We start from the raw sequence: 18,020 nt of genomic DNA on the forward strand, positions 1-18,020 counted from the left end.
CCCTCAGAGCACGTTGGAAAGGCGACCGTAGAGCAGCTCGTCCACGCCTTCGGCGTAGATGTCGCCTTTGTCATCCACGCGCAGGACGTACTGCGGGAGATTTTGCGTCGCCTGGCCCCAGATCTGCTGGCCACCGGCCTCACAGTCGAAGCGGGAATAATGGCCGGGACAGTTCATCGTCCGATCGGCCGCGCTGTAATTGAGGGGATAGCCCTTGTGCGGGCATATCGTCGTGAAGCCGACAATATCGCCTTCGGCCCCGACCCCGCCTGGCACTGTCTTGCCGAGCTTCAAAAGCACGCCAGGAGCCTTGTCGTCGGGATAGGAGACGTTCAGCGGCTCATTGAGCTTGAGCTCCCTGACGTTGGCCAGACGATTGACGGGATAGTCCACCCTTGCGGCTCCGGTCGCAGCCTGAGCCGGAAGAGGTGTGATTGAGGTGACGGCAACGCCGGCGGCGGCGAGACCCGCCCCGCTCATGAAGCGACGGCGGCCGACGTCGACCATACGATCGCAGCGCGACATGGTGATGCTCCTCGGGTTCGCCAGTACGCCTACTGGCGGGTGTTTCCTCGAGATCGGACCGGTACGCCTACCGGCCGGAGCGCTCGTTGTTCTTATGTCGCATGCCCGTCACATCGAGAGGCTACGATTTGTCGAGACGTCTCGACATATTCAATAGTCGAAACGTGCTGGCTTGTCACCTGATCCGTGGGTTAAAGATGATGCACCTGGACGACGCGCGCGGAGACTACGGAATGCGGAAATCGATGCTGGCCGCCGCCAGCCACGCCAGCAGCGGGCCGGTCCAAGGAGAGTTGGCCGAGCCGCATGCGATTGCCGCTCTTGCTGCGCTTGCTCAGCCCACGCGCCTGGCGATCTTCAGGCTGCTCATCAAGCACGAGCCGATCGGTATCACTGCCGGCGTGATCGCCGATACCATTGGCGCGCCGCACAACACGCTTTCCACCCATCTGGCCATTTTGGTGCGGGCAGGCCTTTTGCGCAGCAGCCGCGAGGGACGGACGATCATCTACCGCTCAAATGTGGAAGGCATGCGGGCGCTGATAGGGTTTCTGATCAGCGAGTGCTGCGACGGACACCCGGAGCTCTGTAGCCTGGTTGTCGAAGACGCGAGCAAAGCCTGCTGCGCCCCAGCCAATTCCAAGGTTCATGCGCAACCGAGGAAAAGCTCGGCCAAACGGAAAGCCTGATGGGCTGCCCTTGCTTCGGCCAAAGCCAACATTCGGCTCTGGAGGAAGTTGGCCCGTTTGAGTGAAGCCGGTCCGCGACTATTACCGCCCGTGACCCGGAGCGACCATGCCGCCTGAGCGCAGCGTGCCGCGTCCTACCACCAGCGCGGCTGCATCGGTTGGTAGTTCTGGCCGGCGCGCGGACGCGGATTGCCGGGTTGGGAGTTCCAATTGGGCTGGAAAAAGAAGCCGAAGCCGTTGTTACCCCAGTCGTTGCCGCTCGCAACGGGGACATCGACCGCAGGCGTAGGCCGGCGCATCATGAAGCCGCCCTGGGGCTGGTTGCTCAGCACCGCGACGAACTCGGTGCGATAGTTGGTCTCGCGGCTCAGCGGCTCGTCCGAGACGATGATCGAGGATCGCGGCAATGCCGTCGGCGCGATGCGATCGAGCACATCCTGCGGGATGGTGATGCGGTCGAGCGCGTTCTTGGCGTCGTCCCCATTGTCGATCGTAACCGCAGTCCAGCGCAGGCCGGCGCCGCTGCGCGTCATCGCCGTGAACACATGCGTGCCGATCCGCTTGTCGGGATTGCGGATCGCGACTGGAACCTCAATGGTCGCATCGAACACCTCGCCCCCGTCCGGCCACTGCTTATGAGTGTTGCGCCGTACGTAAAGCTTCTGCGTCGCGCGGCTGATGTAGACCGAGACCGGCTCCAGCGCGAGCTTCGCCTCGCTCGCCGCCTTGGCGGTGTCGGCCTTCCTGGTCTGGGCCGCTTTGGCGGCGTCCTTTGCGGCGGCAGCAGCGGCGAGCTTCGAATTCGCCTCGGCCTTGGCGGCGTCGAGTTGCGTCCCCGCTTCCGCGGCCCTATTGGCGGCCTTCTCCTTCTGCTCGTTGGCCTTCGCCTTGGCCTGGTCCGTGTTTGCGGCGGCGAGCCTCTTGTCGGCGGATGCGAGCTCGGCGTCGGCGCGGGTCTTGAGCCCCTCCAGCTTGCGCAGCGACGCCGTGAGCGACGCTGTCTCGCGCGCCGTTGTCGCGGCGGCTTTCTTCGCCTCGTCGGCTGTCTTGGCGGCCTCCTCGGCCTCGCGGGCGAGCGTCTCGGCACGCGCTGGAGCAGCCGCGACGGTCTCCGCGTTCGGCATGAATAGTGCCGGATGGGAAAACTCGACCGGGGCGGCGTCGTTCGGCGAGATGATCACCCGCATGCCGATCCGCGTCTTGTCGAACAACTTCTCCGCAAAGTCGTAGGGCATCCGCACGCAGCCGTGCGAGGCCGCATACCCGGGCAGCGGCCCGCCGTGCAGCGCGATGCCGTTCCAGGTGATGCGCTGCATGTTCGGCATCCAGGCGTCGTCATAGAGGGTCGAGTGGTGGTCCTTGTCCTTCTCGACGACGGCGAAGATGCCGGCAGGCGTCTCGCGTCCCTTGGTGCCGGTGGACACCGGCGCGCGCAGGATCCAGCCCTCGGCGTCGTAGAAAGTGACCTGCTGGGTCTTGATCGACACGATCGCCATGATCGGCTCGCCTGCATCGCGCGGCGCCATAGCCTCGGTGGGTGGCGCGGGACGCGCCTGTCTCGCCGCGGCGTCGGCGGTCAGCGCCGTCAGTGCGGCCATCGCCGCGAGCGTCACAATAGTGGGCCTCGCCCAACGCCGCCTCTCCACGGTGGATTGCGCCGCCATGAATCGATTTACCATGCCATGTCCCGGTTGAGATGCCACGCTTGCGATCCGTCAAGATCGGCGACCAGCTTATTTGACTCGCCCCGACGCGGCTAGACCGCCCCGATATCGGCTGCCGGCCCATCGCGTCATTTCGGTGCGCTGCGGATGCGCCGGCTCGTCCGGCTTGATTGCCGCGCCGGTTCAGGACAAGCTCACTGACGGAGCTCGGAGGAGAGAGGGAGCTCGGAGAGGGAATGGCGCGCATTATTGTGCTCGGTGCGGGGTTTGCCGGCCTCTGGGCTGCCATTGGCGCTGCGCGCGCGCTCGATGAGATCGGCCAGGCCGCCGAGATCCTCGTCATCGACCGCAACCCCTACCACAACATTCGCGTTCGCAATTACGAAGTCGACCTCAGCGCGGCAGCGATCCCGCTTGGCGAACTGCTGGACCCTATCGGCGTCGCCCACAGGGTAGCCGAGGTCCAAGCGATCGATCCGGTCAAGCAGCAGGTGACCGTTGCAACGAGCGACGGCGGGGAGGTTCTGACTTACGATCGGCTGGTCCTGGCGCTCGGCAGCGAACTGGCGCGTCCCGCGGTTCCAGGCCTCGCGGCCAACGGCTTCGACGTCGACACCTACGCGGCGGCGGTCCGGCTCGATGCGCACCTTGCAGCGCTTGGCGAAGAGGCGCCATCGGAAGCACGCGCCACGGTCGTCGTGGTCGGCGCTGGTTTCACCGGGATCGAAGTCGCGACCGAGATGCCGGGCAAGCTTGATCGGGCCGGCGTCACCGGCGATCGACGCATCATTCTCGTGGACCCTAATCCCGCAGTCGGCGCCACGATCGGGGATAACGCCCGCCCGGTCATCAATGAGGCGCTCTCGGCACTTGGCGTCGAAACGCGGCTGGGCGTAAAGGTTGCCGCTGTTGGGCCGAGCACCATCGCACTCAGTTCCGGGGAGATCATTGCCACGCAGACAGTCGTGTGGTGCGCGGGCATGCGCGCAAGTCCGCTGGCCGGGACGCTGCATGTTGAACGCGACCGGCATGGTCGTGTCATCGTCGATCAATTCATGCGCGCAACCGGTGCAACGAATGTCTTTGCCGCCGGCGACGTGGCCTGCAGTTTCGTGGACGGCGTCCACGCTTCCGTGATGTCCTGCCAGTTCGCCCGACCGATGGGCCGCTTCGCAGGCTACAACGTCGTGGCCGACCTGTTCGGCCGGCCGATGCTGCCGCTTCATATCGATTGGTATGTGACCGTGCTCGATCTCGGCACGTGGGGGGCCTTGTATACGGAGGGATGGGATCGCCAGGTGCGCACGAGCGGGGCTGCCGCCAAATTGACGAAGCAGACCATCAATCACGTGCGAATCTACCCGCCGCGGACCGGCAATCGTGCAGAGATTCTCGCGGCTAGCGCGCCAACGCTTCAGGCGCCGCCGGCGTCGCGATCGTAAGCCTCGCGCAACACGACAATTCCCGTCGTCCCCGCGAAAGCAGGACCCATAACCACAGGGAGGTGTTGTCGCGCGAGCAAGCGGTTACAGCTTTGCGCATCACATCTGCCTGTGGCTATGGATCCCGGGTCAAGCCCGGGACGACAGGTGGATGCAGGCGCGCGCAAGCTTCTCCAGCTTACGTCGCGTAGTCCCGCTCCTTGCGGTCCAGCATGCGCTTCAGCGCATCGAAGTGTCGCTGCGCCGGGCTCGGGCCGTTGTAGAGGCTGGTGCCGCCGATATCGCGCATGGTCCTTTCGACCACGGGAGCAGGCAGCTTTTTCAGCGGCTGTCCGGTCCACATCGCGTAGATCTGCACCTGCGCGGCGCGCTCGATGTAATAGAGCCGGTCATAGGCCTCGGCGACCGTCTCGCCCACGGTCGAGATGCCGTGGTTGGCCATGAACAGCACCGTCTTGTCGCCGATCACCTTCGCCAGCCGTGCGCCTTCGGCGGGGTCGAGCGCCGGGCCGGTATATTCGTCGTCATAGGCGATCTCGCCGGCCATGCCGACTTCGGTCTGGCCGATCTCCTTGATGCGGGGATCCTCGAGCCGGGTCAGCGCGCTGGCAAACGGCATGTGGGTGTGGAACACCGCCTTTGCCTGCGGCAGCGCCTTGTGGATCGGCGCATGGATGCAATAGCAGGAGCGCTCGACCTCGCCCTCGCCCCGCTTGACCTCGGCATCGTCGATGCCGACTTCCATGAAGCAGGAAGCGGTGACTTCCGACCAATGCATGCCGAACGGTATCTGGTAGTAGCGATCACTGTGGCCGGGCACCACGAATGTCAGATGGTTGAAGATGCCCTCACTGAAGCCCTGGATGAAGGCAAGCCGGTGCGCGGCGGCGAGATCGACCCTTGCCTGCCACTCTGCCGCGCCCTGATCGGTAAGCGTGTCCGGTGAAACCCTGAACTGCATGTTGATCCTCCGTTGCGCGCCTGTGCTGGCGGCTTGTTATCGAGATAGTCTAGCTTAAGTTTGCAGCCGTTCCGGTTGAAATTACCGTGGGCCACCCATCCCGATTTTGCGACCCGGCGACAAGTTGTGTGATGATGCGTTGCGAAGGAGCCGCGATGGCGGCAACTGGCAGGAACTTCTAAAGATGGCGCGCCGGGATACTGGAAACCGCACCAATTATTGGCAAAGTCGGCGGATTCCGGGGCTCAGCCTGTTGCGCGCGGATTTCACCGCGCACCAGTTTGCCCCGCATACCCATGACGCTTTTGTCATCGCGGTCACCGAGGCGGGCGGCGCGGAAATCACCAGCCGCGGCATCACGGAGCAGGTTGGCGCCGCCACGCTGTTCGTTTCGAATCCGGAAGAGCGCCAATCGTCGCGCATGGCGTCGGACAAGCGTTGGCTCTACCGCTCATTCTACCTTACGCGCTCGGCCATCGACGCTATCGGCGACCAGCTCGGCGCCAGGGCTACGCCCTATTTCATGCAAAACATGTTTGACGATGCCGAACTGATCAAGCGCTTCGGCCGCCTGCACCGGGCGCTTGAGGCCGATCAGGACGATGCGCTCACAGACGAGCTGGCAATTTGCGCCTTCAGCGCGCTGTTCGAACGATACGGCCACGGTGGCGATCGGCCCGAAAGGGCACCGCAGGACCGCGCCATTGTTGCCCGGGTGGTCGATCTGATGCAGGCGCGCTATGCGGAAAACCTGGGCCTCAGCGAACTCGCACGTGTCGCGGGGCTGACCCAGTTTCAGCTAATCGGCTTGTTCAAGCGGACTGTCGGTCTCACACCCCACGCCTATTTGGTCCATATCCGCCTGAACGCTGCCTGTCGGCTGCTCAAACGGGGCACACCGCTGGCGGAGGCGGCATTGGCCGCGGGATTCTGCGACCAGAGCGCACTGACCAAGCATTTCCGGCGCTGCTATGCCATCACGCCGGCGCAATTCGCCGCGGCGGCTCGGGCCACGGAGCCGAGAGACCGCAATTTCAGCCAATACCCATGACGGTACTGGCCCTACAGCACGCTTTCGGAGGTTTGCCACGCCATGCCATCGAGCGCCGAAAATTCGGATCGCAAGACCATTGCCGTCGTCGGTCTCGGAAGCATCGGCGGCATTATCGCGGGCCTGCTGCGGGCGGCCGACCGGCACGATGTGGTCGCCTGCGTCAGGCGGCCGCTCGATCATCTCGTGGTCGAGCGGGCGGAAGGCACGATCGATGTTCCGCTCCGCGCCCTGACCGATCCGCAGCAGGCCGCGCCGGTGGACTGGGTGTTGTTCTGCACCAAGGCGCAGGACACCGCCTCCAGCGCGCCCTGGCTTGCGAGACTCTGCGATGCCGGCACGCGCGTCGCGGTCCTGCAGAACGGCATCGGACACAGCGAGCGGCTGGCGCCGCTGGCCGGGCATGCGACCATCGTTCCGACTCTCGTCTATTACAACGGCGAGCGATTGGCGCCGGACCGCGTTCGCTTCCGACGTGCCGGCGAGCATGAATTTGCCGTCGCAGACGATGCGGACGGGCAGGCGTTCGAAACCCTGCTCGATGGGACGGGCATGCGGGTATTGCGCAGTACCGACTTCGCCACGCGCGCCTGGCGAAAGCTCCTGATCAACGCGGTCGCCAATCCGATCACCGCGTTGACCCTGTTGCGGCAGGCTGTGTTCCGGCGCGAGGACGTCAAGACGCTCTGCCTTGCCATCCTCGAAGAGGCTGTGACCGTCGGGCGCGCCGATGGCGCTCGGCTGGCGCCGGATGAAGCCGAACGAACGCTGGCGACGCTGCTCACCTATCCGCCCGACGCCGGCACCTCGATGTATTTCGATCGCCTCGCCGGCCGTCCGTTCGAAGTCGACGCGCTCACCGGCGCGATCGTCGCGGCGGGCGAACGACATGGTGTCGCCACGCCGCTCAACGGCCTGTTGCTGACGCTGTTGCGCGCGACCAGCGATGGGCTGCGTGATGCGAGTTGTAGGGTGGGCAAAGCGTAGCGTGCCCGCCTCTTCTTGCATCGCCCTTGATGGTGGGCACGCTACGCTTTGCCCACCCTATGCGCTCCTGTCATTGCCGGGCTTGACCCGAAGGAGGATGGATGCGCGGGTCAAGCCCGCGCATGACGGATTGAGAAAGCTATGACGATCGCGCCAATGCGCCGTCGATCATGTTGACGGCGTTCTGGATGCCGTAGACAGCGACGAAGGAGCCGAAGCGCGGGCCTTTCTCCTGGCCGAGCAGCACCTGGTAGAGCATGTTGAACCAGTCAAGCGAGACGCCGGGGCGGCCGTCCTTGCCCTTCTTCACAGGATCGAGGAACGGCTCGCGGCGGCCGATCTCGTAGACCACGTTCTGGATGTCCTCCGCACTCGAGCCCGCCGGCATGTTGGACAGCGCATCGCGCAGATCCTGCAGCGCCGCGCGCTCGCTCTCGGTCGGCTCGCGGAATTGCTTCGTCGGCGCGACGAAATCGCGGTAGTAGTTGATGGCATAGCCGACCATCGCATCCAGCTTCGGATGCGTCTTGGGCGTCACGCCCGGACGATAGCGGCCGATGAAGCCCCACAGCGTCCCGGCGTTCTCCGCGTTCGATGACGACACCAGCGTCAGGAGAAGCTGGAAGGTGACGGGCATGTCCACCTTCGGCGGGTGGCCGGAATGGATGTGCCAGACCGGATTCTGCAGTTGCTGCCGCCCTTCCTGGCGCGGGAAGGCGTCGATGAACTGCTGGTACTCGTCGACATTGCGCGGGATCACGTCGAAGTAGAGCCGCTTGGCCGCCTTGGGCTCGCGGTACATGAACAGCGACAGCGATTCCGGCGAGGCATAGCGCAGCCATTCGTCGATGGTCAGCCCGTTGCCCTTCGATTTCGAGATCTTCTGGCCCTTCTCGTCGAGGAAGAGCTCGTAGTTGAAGCCTTCCGGCGGCGTGCCGCCAAGCGCCGCGCAGATCCTGCCCGACAGCTTCACCGAATCGATCAGATCCTTGCCCGCCATCTCATAGTCGACGCCGAGCGCATACCAGCGCATCGCCCAGTCCGGCTTCCACTGCAGTTTGCAGCGCCCGCCGGTGACGGGGACCGTGACGGTCTCCTTTGTTTCCGGATCCTCGTAGGAAATGGTGCCGGCCTTGGCGTCATGCGCTGTGACCGGCACGTAGAGCACGAGGCCGGTGCGCGGGCAGATCGGCAGGAACGGCGAATAGCTCGCGGCGCGCTCCTCGCGGAGCGAGGGCAGCATGATCGCCATCACCTTCTCGATCCGCTCCAGCATGCGGAGCAGCGCAGCATCGAAGCGGCCCTGGGTGTAGTAGTCGGTCGAGCTGGCGAATTCATAGTCGAAGCCGAACTGGTCGAGGAAGGCGCGCAGCCGCGCATTATTGTGCTCGCCGAAGCTCGGATGGGTGCCGAAGGGATCCGGCACCTTCGTCAGCGGCTTGCCGAGGTGCTGCTCCAGCAGTTCCTTGTTCGGGACATTGTCCGGCACCTTGCGCAAGCCGTCCATGTCGTCGGAGAAGGCGAGCAGGCGCGTCCTGATCTTGTCCTCGGTGAGCACGCGGAAGGCGTGGCGCACCATGGTGGTGCGCGCGACCTCGCCGAAGGTGCCGATATGCGGCAGGCCGGACGGGCCATAGCCGGTCTCGAACAGCACCTCGTCCTTCGGATTTTTTTTCAGCCGCGCGACAATCGCCTTCGCCTGCTCGAACGGCCAGGCGTTGGATTGTTCGGCGAGCGCACGCAGATCGCTCGGGCTTGCGGCAAGGTCAATCACGGACATCAGGGGTCTCCAAGGCCGCGGAAACTAACGGCCTCCGCGGCAAAATGCAAAATGACGGCGTACGAAGAATCGTAGGGTGGGCAAAGGCGCCCTTGCGCCGTGCCCACCATTCACACTCCGCTCGTTATTGGTGGGCACGCTGCGCTTTGCCCACCCTACGACACCTGCGTCAAAACGGGCTGACGGAAAAATAGCGCAGCCACAGATCGGTGTAGCGGCCTTTTTCCCAGAGCCGGAACAGGGCCCAGTTCAACGCCTGCCGGAGCAGGTCGTTGCCCTTGCGCACGGCAATGCCGATGCCTTCGCCGAAAAAGCGGCTCTCGACGAAGGGGCCGCCGGAGAAGGCGCAGCATTCGGCGGAATCCGTGCCGTTGATCCAGAACGCGAGCGCGATCGCGTCGCCGAAGATGAAATCGACCTCGCCGCGGCGGAGCGCCTGCCTGAGCGCATCGTCATTGGGGTAGGTGTGCAGTTCGGCGTCGGTGAACATCGCCTTCAGATAGGCCTCGTGCGAGGTACCGCCGATGACGCCGACCTTCTTGCCTTCGAGATATTCCGGCCGCACCTCCGGTATTACGGCGTTACGCCGCGACACGAAGCGGGCTGGCGCGCGGTAATAGGGATCGGAGAAATCAACCCTCGAGCGCAATTGCGGCGTCACCGCCATCGACGCGATGATGGCATCGCCGCGGTTGGTGGCGAGCGCATCCACCAGCGTCTCGAAGCGGCGCATCTGGATGGTGCAGGTGACCTTGATCTCGTCGCAGATCGCGCGCGCCAGGTCGACGTTGAAACCGGCCGGATTGCCGTCCGGGCCGGTGAAGTTGAACGGCGGATAATCGGTTTCGGTCAGGAAGCGGATCACGGTGATGCGCGACAGGTCCGGCCGCTCCGGCCGCCGCCGCGGGTCCCAGAATCCGGGCACCGCCTGCGGCGCCGCCTCGACAGGCGGCTTCGGGGGCGGGGTTTGCTGCTGTGGGGTTTGTGCGATCGCCGCGTTGCTACAGCCGACCAGCACCGCTGCGACCAGCCATCTGGCCATGGCGCGGATAGCACGGGAGATGTCGAGCGGGGCAATCTGATCTGGCATTTGGCCGGGCAATGTTGCGGAATTGGACGGCCTTATAGACCATCCGGGGCATGATGCGAGGGCCGAGTGGCAATTCAAAGATAACGCTTAAGATCGGCCGCAGCCTCTTCCGGCGAGCGTTTGAGGTTGAAGGACGAGACGAACTTGCCGTCGCGGTCCATCAGATAAATCAGCGCGGTGTGGTCCATGGTGTAGTCGCCGTCTTTCAGCGGGACCTTCTTGGCATAGACGCGGTAAGCCGAGAGCACCTTGGCGATGGCATCGGGATTGCCGGTGAGGCCCTTCAGATGCGGGTCGAAACTCGAGAGATAGTCCTTCATCGCCGCCGCGGTGTCGCGCTCCGGATCGACCGAGACGAAATAGGCGTTCACCTTGTCGGCGTCCTTGCCCATCGCCCGCAGCACTTCGGAAATCTCGAACAGCGAGGTCGGGCAGACGTCGGGGCAATGGGTGAAGCCGAAGAAGATCAGGCTCGGCTTGCCCTTCAAGCTCTTGTCGGTGACGGTCTGGCCGGCCTGGTCGGTGAGCTGGAACGGGCCGCCGATCGCCGACGGGGTGGTCATGCTGCGCAGGCCGCCCATGGTCCAGAACAACAGCAATAGCCCGACCGCCAGGCTGCCGGCGAAGGCAGCCACGATCACGAGCGGGCGGGTGGTCCGATCCATGAAAAAATTCCTCTTGGCCGGTTGTTGGCCCCTGTCAGAAACAGGCGGAGACGCCGGCCGCGATGGTCTCGAAGAACACCGCCGTGCCGTAATGGAACCAGAGCGCGCCTGCGCCGAGCAGGGCGAGCGCGCCCAAGCCCGCAGCGGCCCAGGCGATGGCGGAGGCCACCTTGCCCTGTGCCGAGGCAGGCGCGGTCATTCCATGCGAGGCGGAAACCGGCTGAACCATCTCCTTGAAATAAGCCCGGTTTCGCCGGCCGGCAAGCGCCATGCTGCGGCGCGCCGTCACATCATGCGGAGGGAGATCAATCCGTATTGCATCCCTAATGTACGCTGCGCTCCCTCTCCCGCTTGCGGGAGAGGGCCGGGGTGAGGGTATCTCCTCGATGGGATCATCCGTGAGGACAGAGCCCTCACCCGGCGCTACGCGCCGACCTCTCCCGCAAGCGGGCGAGGTGAACCGCCCTCAGCGCGGGCGGTTCGCCGAGGCCTGGGCGTCGAGGTAGCAGGGCCTGAACATGGCCTGCAGGGCCTTGCCGCGCAGGAAGATCATCCGCGGGGTGAGGCCGCCGCGCGAGGCGATCCAGCGGCGGATCGGGGCCGGGTACATCGAGTACAGCATCTGGGTCGCTTCGGGATTGGTCACGGCGCGGCCGTTGGCGGCGAAATCCCAGGCGGCGTGAAAACCGAGATTGGCATGCGAGGTGACGCAGATCCTATCATGTGGAACCGCGCCGAGGACGATGGTGCAGGCCGAGGCGCAGAGCCCGTCGATGATGACGGTTTCGCCGGAACTGCGAAGACCTTGATATCTGTCGACATAAGTGCCGATCCTGCCGCCGCGATCGTCGGCGATCCGGACCACTGCATGCGAAGCCCCTATACCCGCCAGCAGCAAAACCGCCGCGAGCAACCCCGTCATCAACTTCATGGCCTGCCCCAGTCGAATATCGAATCTGTTGGTTTCAGTGATGCAAGACTTTGGCCAGCGTGTTGTGGCCGCGGATTTTTGTCCAGTCGTCGCGGGTCGGTTAAAACAAATTCAAATCGAGTGTTGCGCGCACGCTGCAGTTTGCGGATGAAAGGTCCCAAACTGGAACAACCTTACCGTGTCCTCGCGGGACAGCCGCCACGAGCCCATTTGCCGTTGACCGCGTGCGAACGCACAGGTCTCATTCAGAGGGAACTCGGGGGAAGAAAGAAATGGCTGAGGATGTAGACGTCATTGTGGTCGGTGCGGGTTTGGCGGGCCTTGTTGCCGCCACAGAGATTACCGATGCCGGGAAACGCGTCATCGTGGTCGAGCAGGAAGGGGAGCAATCGCTCGGCGGCCAGGCGTTCTGGTCGTTCGGCGGATTGTTCCTGGTCGATTCGCCCGAGCAGCGCCGGCTCGGCATCAAGGACTCTCACGAGCTTGCGCTGCAGGACTGGATCGGGACGGCGGGCTTCGATCGCGACGAAGACCATTGGCCGCGGCGCTGGGCGGAGGCTTACGTTGCTTTCGCGGCGGGCGAGAAGCGCAACTGGCTGCGCGCGATGGGCCATCGGCTGTTTCCGATCGTCGGCTGGGCCGAGCGCGGCGGCTACGACGCGATGGGCCACGGCAATTCGGTGCCGCGCTTTCACGTCACCTGGGGCACCGGGCCCGGCATCGTCGAGCCGTTCGCGCGCCGCGCACGCGAGGCCGAGAAAAATGGGCGGCTGATCTTCAAATTCCGCCATCGCGTCGATGCGCTACAGGTGACGAACGGCGCCGCCAGCGGCGTCACCGGCGCGATCCTCGAACCAACGGCAGTCGAGCGCGGCAAGAGCTCGTCACGCAAAGTGGTCGGCGAATTCTCGTTGCGCGCGCCAGCGGTGATCGTGGCGTCCGGCGGCATCGGCGGCAATCACGACCTGGTGCGCCAGAACTGGCCGAAGCGATTGGGCGAGCCGCCGCAGCACATGATCTCCGGCGTGCCCGAGCATGTCGACGGCCGCATGATCGGCATCACCGAAGCGATCGGCGCGCGGCTGATCAACCGCGACCGGATGTGGCACTACGTCGAGGGCATCCAGAACTGGGCACCGATCTGGCCCAAGCACGGCATCCGCATCCTGCCCGGACCGTCATCGATGTGGTTCGATGCGACCGGCACACGATTGCCGGCGCCGCTGTTTCCGGGCTCCGACACGCTCGGGCAACTGCAATACATCATGGGCACGGGTTATGATTATTCCTGGTTCATCCTGACCCAGAGCATCATCAAGAAGGAGTTCGCGCTCTCGGGCTCCGAGCAGAATCCCGATCTCACCGGCAAGAGCTGGCGCATGACGATCAAACGCGCCACCAACAAGGGCGCGCCGGCGCCGGTCGAGGCATTCAAGCAAAACGGCGTCGACTTTATCGTGCGCGACAGGCTCGAGGAGCTGGTCGCGGCGATGAACCAGCTTTCCGGCGACAACCTCTTGAAGCTCGATCATATCCGGATGCAGATCGAGGCGCGCGACCGCGAGATCGCTAATCCTTATGTGAAGGACGCGCAGGTGATGAACCTGCACAATGCACGCAAATATATCGGCGACCGCCTGATCCGCACCGCGGCGCCGCATCGTATCCTCGATCCCGCGCATGGACCGCTGATCGCGGTGAAACTCAACATCCTCACCCGCAAGACGCTCGGCGGATTCGAGACCGACCTCGATTCACGCGTGTTCGACCAGGATGGCCAGATCATCAGGGGACTCTACGCCGTCGGCGAAGCCGCGGGCTTCGGCGGCGGCGGCATGCACGGCTATCGCTCGCTGGAGGGGACCTTCCTCGGCGGGTGCCTGTTCTCGGGGCGGAACGCAGGACGCGCCGCGGCAAGGGCGGTGGGATGAATCGCGACTCGCCAGAGCTTGACCGCTGCGCTAGGTAGTCACCGCCAATCAACGGGAGAACAACATGACCATTCAGCGTTTTGAAACCGGGCCGCGGATGAGCCAGGTCGTCGTGCATGGCAACACGGTGTACCTGGCCGGCGTCGTCGCCAACAAGACGGCCGGTGAAAGCGTGACGAAACAGACCCAGGAGATCCTCTCGATCATCGATGGCCATCTGGCAAAGGCCGGCACCGACAAATCGAAACTGCTGACGACGACGATCTACATCACCGACATGAAGACGTTTCCCGAGATGAACGCCGTGTGGGACGGCTGGGTGTCGCCGGGCAATACGCCGGCGCGGGCCACCGTCGAGGCAAAGCTGGCGGCGCCGCAATACAATGTCGAGATCATGGTGACCGCGGCGAAGTAACCCCGCATTTCACGAGAATGACGATGCCGGCCGTTATGTGCGGCCGGCATCGCCGCACTTTGCGAAAGATCAATCGCGGGCCCACGAGACGGCCTAGAGTTCGATCATAACATCATGATCGACAATCGCGACATCCGGCAGCAGCGATGGCATCGATTCTGGGAGAGCGCCTCGGGTTTCTGGCTCTCGCCGGCGTCGTGGCGGATCTGGCTGCTCTGCGCGCTGCTGGTCAGCGTGGTCGTGCTGCAGCTCTATGTGCAGTTTCGGCTCAACTACTGGAATCGCGATTTCTTCAACGCGCTGGAATCGCGCAGTCCGGATCGCCTGAAGGCCGAGGCGCTGCTGCTGATCCCGTTGGCGGGCGCGAGCATCATGCTCGCGGTGACCTCGGTGTGGGGCCGCATGACCGTGCAGCGCAAGTGGCGTGCATGGATGACGACGCACCTGATCGACTACTGGATCGATCATGAGCGTTACGCCCGCCTGACCGTCGAAGGCGAGCAGACGATCCCGGAATATCGCATCGCCACCGACGCCAGGATCGCCACCGATGCGCCGATCGACTTTGCGCTCGGCCTGGTGTCGTCGCTGCTCACGGCGATCATCTTCCTCCAGGTTCTCTGGACGACCGGCGGCAATGCGGAGTTCGACCTGTTTGGCCACCGGATCTGGATTCCTGGCTATCTCGTCGGCAGCGTCATCATCTATTCGGGCGGCGTCACCGCGGTGATGGTGCTGGTCGGCTCGCCGTTGACGCGCATCATCCAGATCAAGAACCAGACCGAGGCCGAACTGATCAACGCCGCCAACCTGCTGCGCGACCTCGGCGAAGGGGTGGTCCCGGAGCTGAAGGAAGCCGACGTCGAACGCGGCCTTCGCGGCGCGCTGCAGAACGTGCTGACCCAGTGGCGGTATCTGTGCTGGCAATTGATGCGGACGACGCTGGTGTCGCACGGCAACACGCTGTTCGCCCCGATCATCGGGCTCATCCTGTGCGCGCCGAAATTTCTGGGCGGGGCGATGACGCTCGGCGAGCTCACGCAAGCGGCCGCCGCCTTCACGCTGGTGCAAAGCTCCTTCAACTGGCTCGTCGACAATTACAGCCGTCTTGCGGACTGGGTCTCATCGCTTGAACGCGTCGGCGGATTGCTGCTGTCGCTCGATCGGCTGAGCGGCGACACGCGACCGGTCTCGGTCAAGCCCGATGCTCCTGTCGCGGCGGTCGAGCCGCTTCCGTAGATCATGAGCCGATTAGATTGAGGTGCAGCCGGGATGAAGCTGCGCTCCCTCTCCCGCTTGCTTGCGGGGGAGGGCTGGGGTGGGGGTATCTCCGCGAATCGCGCTGTCCGATCGTGGGGAGAGAGCCCTCACCCGGCGCTACGCGCCGGCCTCTCCCGCAAGCGGGAGAGGTGAAGAGAACCTATGCGGCCGTGACGTTCGTCTCGAAGAACGCCTTGAGCCCGACGAAACTGACGTCGGGCCTGGTGACGATATGGACCGGAATATCCCGCAGGTAGCCTTCGAACCGGCCCTTGCTCGTGAAGCAAGTGCCAAAGCCTGACCCTGCCAGATGATCGACGAAACGAGGCACGATACCGCCGGCGATATAGACGCCGCCGCGGGCGCCGAAGGTCAGCGCCAGATTGCCGCAGACCATGCCGAGCATCGCGCAGAACATGTCGAGCGCCGCCCGGCTCGTCTTGCAACTGCCATCAAGCGCGGACTGCGTGATCGAGGCCGCGTCGCGTTCGGGCGCGCCGGCGCCGTCGATGGCGTTCAAGGCGTCATAGAGATTCTTCAACCCGGACCCGGATAGCGCACGCTCAATCGAGACGTGACCGAAGCGCGTACGCATGTGATCGATCACCCGCTCTTCCCGTTCCGAAGTCGCCGGCAAGGTGGCATGCCCGGCTTCGGTCACGATCGCCACGGGCGGGTTGCTCGACGGAACCAGGCAGGACGCCCCAAAGCCGGTCCCCGGACCGACCACGAGCATGGGAGCGCCGGCGATCGGAGTTCGACTGCCGAGCGAGACGAGATCGGAAGCTCCCAGTGCCGGCAGCGACCAGGCCAGCGCCTCGAAATCATTGAGGAGATGCACGGCCGCGAAGGCGAATTGCTGGCGAAGGCTGGCCGCATCGAACATCCATGGGCTGTTTGTCAGCACGACGCGGTTGTTCTCGATCGGGCCCGCGATGCCGAAGATCGCCGCCGTGGCAACGCCGCTCGTCGCGTGGCGGGCGAGGAAGGCGGCGATCGCGTCCGCCGAGGTCGGATAGTCGGCGACCTTGACGTGTTCGATGGGGCCGATCTCGCCACCCCTGACGAGCGCAAAGCGCGCGTTGGTGCCGCCGATATCGGCGAGCAATGCTTGGTTGATCCCGGTCATTGCCTCCGTTCCTGTCGAGTTGCGGTCGGTTGCGCGGGTGGCTTCCGCTTTACCCTTTCGCCGCGACGACGTCCGCCGGCCGTTTGCCGGTTCCGATCCACGTCCGCCTGCTAGCGGCGATGAGGTCCGAGTACCACCGCGCGGAGGCTTTGGGAATCCGCCGCTGCGTGGGGTAATCGACATAAACCAGGCCGAAACGCTGCGAATAGCCTGCGGTCCACTCGAAATTGTCGAGCAGCGACCATACGAAATAGCCTCGGACATCCGCTCCGGCGGCGATCGCCTCCTGCATGGCGGACGTATAGGCCTGCAGATAAGCGATCCGGCCAGTATCCTGGACTCGCCCTTCGCCATCGACCTTGTCGTCGGCCGCTGTGCCATTCTCGAGCACATAGATCGGCAGGCGGAAGCGCGCGTCGATATCGAGCAGCGTGTCGCGGAAGGCATCGGGAACAATGGTCCAGCCGATCGAGGTCCGCTGCACGTCGGCAGGCGCGGGACCGAACGAACATCCGATCACATTGCCGGGATCCGCCTTGATGTAATGCGGCGAGTAATGGTTCAAGCCGAACCAGTCGACCGGCCGCGCGATCAGCGCCATGTCGCCGGGCCTCTGGAACGGCTCGATCGCCTCGGCCAGCCTGGCAGGGTAGCGCGCGAGATGCTGCGGCAACGGGAAGGCATCGTTCCAATAATCGGCAAAGGCCAGCGCCGCTTCCTGGTCCTCCTTGCCGGTTCCGGATGGAAAGCACGGCTGCCGGTTGTGGATCGCGCCTACCGAGACTTTCCCGATCGAATCCCGCAAGACATCGACCGCCGCGCCGTGGCTCAGATTGACGTGATGGATGGCCTTGTGAAGCGCGGTCCGATCGGCGATCCCGGGCGCGTGCCAGCCAAAGCCGTAGCCGAACAGTGTGAACACGCAGGGTTCGTTGAACGTGGCGAAGCGCTTGACGCGGTCGCCATAGCGGCGGGCGACGAGCGCCGCATAGTCGGCAAACCAGCCTGCGATGTCGCGATTGGTCCAGCCGCCGAGATCGTCAAGCGCCTGGGGAAGATCCCAATGGTAGAGGCAGATCCAGGGATCGATACCGGCGGCAAGCAGCGTATCGATCAGCCGGTCATAGAACGCCAGTCCCGCCTCGTTCACGACACCGCGACCGCGCGGCAGGATGCGAGGCCACGACAGGGAGAAGCGATACGCATCGACGCCGATGTCGCGCATCAGGGCGACGTCCTCGGCGTAGCGGTGATAGTGATCGCACGCGACATCGCCGGTGTCGCCATTGCTGACGCGATTTTGCTGCCGGCAAAAAGCATCCCAGATGCTGTCGCCCCGACCGTCCGCCTGCGCCCCACCCTCGATCTGAAAGCTCGACGTCGAGACACCCCATACAAATCCGGGTCCCGGAGCGGGCACCTGCCCACGATCCTTCGAACCATCCTCAGCCATGGCTTCATGCACCCTCTGCGTGGACTCCTGTTCGAATTCACACTGGA

The 18,020-nt window shown here is 64.4% G+C and carries 17 protein-coding genes; 7 read left to right on the forward strand and 10 right to left on the reverse strand.

What is annotated here, in order from left to right; genetic code table 11:
• Nucleotides 1-3: 3 nt before the first annotated feature.
• Nucleotides 4-525 (reverse strand): arsenate reductase (azurin) small subunit, encoded by a 522-nt coding sequence (locus ACVJGD_RS25345; RefSeq protein WP_456636861.1) that lies wholly within the window; start codon nt 523-525, stop codon nt 4-6.
• 233 nt (nt 526-758) lie between these two features.
• Between ACVJGD_RS25345 and ACVJGD_RS25350 the strand changes: the two genes are divergently transcribed.
• Nucleotides 759-1,214, forward strand: a complete 456-nt coding sequence (locus tag ACVJGD_RS25350) for an ArsR/SmtB family transcription factor (protein ID WP_456636862.1) — start codon at nt 759-761, stop codon at nt 1,212-1,214.
• A gap of 134 nt (nt 1,215-1,348) precedes the next feature.
• On the opposite strand, the gene ACVJGD_RS25355 is transcribed toward ACVJGD_RS25350, so the two are convergent.
• Nucleotides 1,349-2,893, reverse strand: a complete 1,545-nt coding sequence (locus ACVJGD_RS25355; protein ID WP_456636863.1) for a L,D-transpeptidase family protein — start codon at nt 2,891-2,893, stop codon at nt 1,349-1,351.
• A gap of 221 nt (nt 2,894-3,114) precedes the next feature.
• Here ACVJGD_RS25355 and ACVJGD_RS25360 point away from each other — a divergent pair, with 221 nt between their 5' ends.
• Entirely contained in the window at nt 3,115-4,320 is a 1,206-nt protein-coding gene (locus ACVJGD_RS25360) for an NAD(P)/FAD-dependent oxidoreductase (RefSeq protein ID WP_456636864.1), read from the forward strand.
• 178 nt (nt 4,321-4,498) lie between these two features.
• On the opposite strand, the gene ACVJGD_RS25365 is transcribed toward ACVJGD_RS25360, so the two are convergent.
• A complete protein-coding gene (locus tag ACVJGD_RS25365) occupies nt 4,499-5,281 on the reverse strand; it encodes a class II aldolase/adducin family protein (RefSeq protein ID WP_456636865.1) in 783 nt (260 codons plus the stop codon).
• A gap of 184 nt (nt 5,282-5,465) precedes the next feature.
• Between ACVJGD_RS25365 and ACVJGD_RS25370 the strand changes: the two genes are divergently transcribed.
• Complete coding sequence (locus tag ACVJGD_RS25370) at nt 5,466-6,332, forward strand: helix-turn-helix domain-containing protein (protein ID WP_456636866.1); 867 nt, start codon at nt 5,466-5,468, stop codon at nt 6,330-6,332.
• 42 nt (nt 6,333-6,374) lie between these two features.
• Entirely contained in the window at nt 6,375-7,319 is a 945-nt protein-coding gene (locus tag ACVJGD_RS25375) for a 2-dehydropantoate 2-reductase (protein ID WP_456636867.1), read from the forward strand.
• 139 nt (nt 7,320-7,458) lie between these two features.
• Here ACVJGD_RS25375 and ACVJGD_RS25380 read toward each other — a convergent pair whose 3' ends face one another.
• The 5 genes from ACVJGD_RS25380 to ACVJGD_RS25400 all read right to left on the reverse strand — a co-directional run bounded on the left by ACVJGD_RS25380 (nt 7,459) and on the right by ACVJGD_RS25400 (nt 11,785).
• Nucleotides 7,459-9,099, reverse strand: a complete 1,641-nt coding sequence (locus ACVJGD_RS25380) for a lysine--tRNA ligase (RefSeq protein ID WP_456636868.1) — start codon at nt 9,097-9,099, stop codon at nt 7,459-7,461.
• A gap of 169 nt (nt 9,100-9,268) precedes the next feature.
• Nucleotides 9,269-10,141: a transporter substrate-binding domain-containing protein gene (locus tag ACVJGD_RS25385; RefSeq protein ID WP_456640367.1), complete on the reverse strand. Its 873-nt coding sequence runs from the start codon at nt 10,139-10,141 to the stop codon at nt 9,269-9,271.
• A gap of 122 nt (nt 10,142-10,263) precedes the next feature.
• A complete protein-coding gene (locus tag ACVJGD_RS25390; protein WP_456636869.1) occupies nt 10,264-10,854 on the reverse strand; it encodes an SCO family protein in 591 nt (196 codons plus the stop codon).
• Nucleotides 10,855-10,888: 34 nt separating this feature from the next.
• A complete protein-coding gene (locus tag ACVJGD_RS25395) occupies nt 10,889-11,125 on the reverse strand; it encodes a hypothetical protein (protein WP_456636870.1) in 237 nt (78 codons plus the stop codon).
• A gap of 195 nt (nt 11,126-11,320) precedes the next feature.
• Nucleotides 11,321-11,785 (reverse strand): hypothetical protein, encoded by a 465-nt coding sequence (locus ACVJGD_RS25400; protein WP_456636871.1) that lies wholly within the window; start codon nt 11,783-11,785, stop codon nt 11,321-11,323.
• 272 nt (nt 11,786-12,057) lie between these two features.
• On the opposite strand from ACVJGD_RS25400, the gene ACVJGD_RS25405 reads away from it, so the two are divergent.
• The 3 genes from ACVJGD_RS25405 to ACVJGD_RS25415 all read left to right on the forward strand — a co-directional run bounded on the left by ACVJGD_RS25405 (nt 12,058) and on the right by ACVJGD_RS25415 (nt 15,370).
• Nucleotides 12,058-13,716: an FAD-binding dehydrogenase gene (locus ACVJGD_RS25405; RefSeq protein WP_456636872.1), complete on the forward strand. Its 1,659-nt coding sequence runs from the start codon at nt 12,058-12,060 to the stop codon at nt 13,714-13,716.
• Between the two features lie 64 nt (nt 13,717-13,780).
• Nucleotides 13,781-14,131, forward strand: a complete 351-nt coding sequence (locus ACVJGD_RS25410) for a RidA family protein (RefSeq protein ID WP_456636873.1) — start codon at nt 13,781-13,783, stop codon at nt 14,129-14,131.
• Nucleotides 14,132-14,245: 114 nt separating this feature from the next.
• Nucleotides 14,246-15,370: an SbmA/BacA-like family transporter gene (locus ACVJGD_RS25415; RefSeq protein ID WP_456636874.1), complete on the forward strand. Its 1,125-nt coding sequence runs from the start codon at nt 14,246-14,248 to the stop codon at nt 15,368-15,370.
• A 181-nt stretch (nt 15,371-15,551) separates the two neighbouring features.
• Here the strand turns inward: ACVJGD_RS25415 and glk are convergent, their stop codons facing one another.
• Together glk and ACVJGD_RS25425 are read right to left on the reverse strand one after the other, a co-directional pair.
• The gene (gene glk, locus ACVJGD_RS25420) at nt 15,552-16,520 is read right to left on the reverse strand and encodes a glucokinase (RefSeq protein WP_456636875.1); all 969 of its coding nucleotides are present in this window, start codon (nt 16,518-16,520) and stop codon (nt 15,552-15,554) included.
• A 49-nt stretch (nt 16,521-16,569) separates the two neighbouring features.
• On the reverse strand, nt 16,570-17,973 hold the full coding sequence (locus ACVJGD_RS25425; protein WP_456636876.1) for a GH1 family beta-glucosidase: 1,404 nt from the start codon (nt 17,971-17,973) through the stop codon (nt 16,570-16,572).
• Nucleotides 17,974-18,020: the final 47 nt, after the last annotated feature.

Source organism: Bradyrhizobium sp. USDA 10063, from assembly GCF_054063735.1.

Excerpts from the sequence above, each read along its gene's own strand:
- ACVJGD_RS25405 (WP_456636872.1), top strand. The coding sequence starts at position 12,058 with ATGGCTGAGGATGTAGACGTCATTGTGGTCGGTGCGGGTTTGGCGGGC.
- ACVJGD_RS25365 (WP_456636865.1), bottom strand. The coding sequence starts at position 5,281 with ATGCAGTTCAGGGTTTCACCGGACACGCTTACCGATCAGGGCGCGGCA.
- ACVJGD_RS25390 (WP_456636869.1), bottom strand. The coding sequence starts at position 10,854 with ATGGATCGGACCACCCGCCCGCTCGTGATCGTGGCTGCCTTCGCCGGC.
- ACVJGD_RS25380 (WP_456636868.1), bottom strand. The coding sequence starts at position 9,099 with ATGTCCGTGATTGACCTTGCCGCAAGCCCGAGCGATCTGCGTGCGCTC.
- ACVJGD_RS25360 (WP_456636864.1), top strand. The coding sequence starts at position 3,115 with ATGGCGCGCATTATTGTGCTCGGTGCGGGGTTTGCCGGCCTCTGGGCT.
- ACVJGD_RS25370 (WP_456636866.1), top strand. The coding sequence starts at position 5,466 with ATGGCGCGCCGGGATACTGGAAACCGCACCAATTATTGGCAAAGTCGG.
- ACVJGD_RS25375 (WP_456636867.1), top strand. The coding sequence starts at position 6,375 with ATGCCATCGAGCGCCGAAAATTCGGATCGCAAGACCATTGCCGTCGTC.
- ACVJGD_RS25345 (WP_456636861.1), bottom strand. The coding sequence starts at position 525 with ATGTCGCGCTGCGATCGTATGGTCGACGTCGGCCGCCGTCGCTTCATG.
- ACVJGD_RS25425 (WP_456636876.1), bottom strand. The coding sequence starts at position 17,973 with ATGGCTGAGGATGGTTCGAAGGATCGTGGGCAGGTGCCCGCTCCGGGA.
- ACVJGD_RS25400 (WP_456636871.1), bottom strand. The coding sequence starts at position 11,785 with ATGAAGTTGATGACGGGGTTGCTCGCGGCGGTTTTGCTGCTGGCGGGT.
- ACVJGD_RS25355 (WP_456636863.1), bottom strand. The coding sequence starts at position 2,893 with ATGGTAAATCGATTCATGGCGGCGCAATCCACCGTGGAGAGGCGGCGT.
- ACVJGD_RS25415 (WP_456636874.1), top strand. The coding sequence starts at position 14,246 with ATGATCGACAATCGCGACATCCGGCAGCAGCGATGGCATCGATTCTGG.
- ACVJGD_RS25350 (WP_456636862.1), top strand. The coding sequence starts at position 759 with ATGCGGAAATCGATGCTGGCCGCCGCCAGCCACGCCAGCAGCGGGCCG.
- ACVJGD_RS25385 (WP_456640367.1), bottom strand. The coding sequence starts at position 10,141 with ATGGCCAGATGGCTGGTCGCAGCGGTGCTGGTCGGCTGTAGCAACGCG.
- glk (WP_456636875.1), bottom strand. The coding sequence starts at position 16,520 with ATGACCGGGATCAACCAAGCATTGCTCGCCGATATCGGCGGCACCAAC.
- ACVJGD_RS25410 (WP_456636873.1), top strand. The coding sequence starts at position 13,781 with ATGACCATTCAGCGTTTTGAAACCGGGCCGCGGATGAGCCAGGTCGTC.
- ACVJGD_RS25395 (WP_456636870.1), bottom strand. The coding sequence starts at position 11,125 with ATGGCGCTTGCCGGCCGGCGAAACCGGGCTTATTTCAAGGAGATGGTT.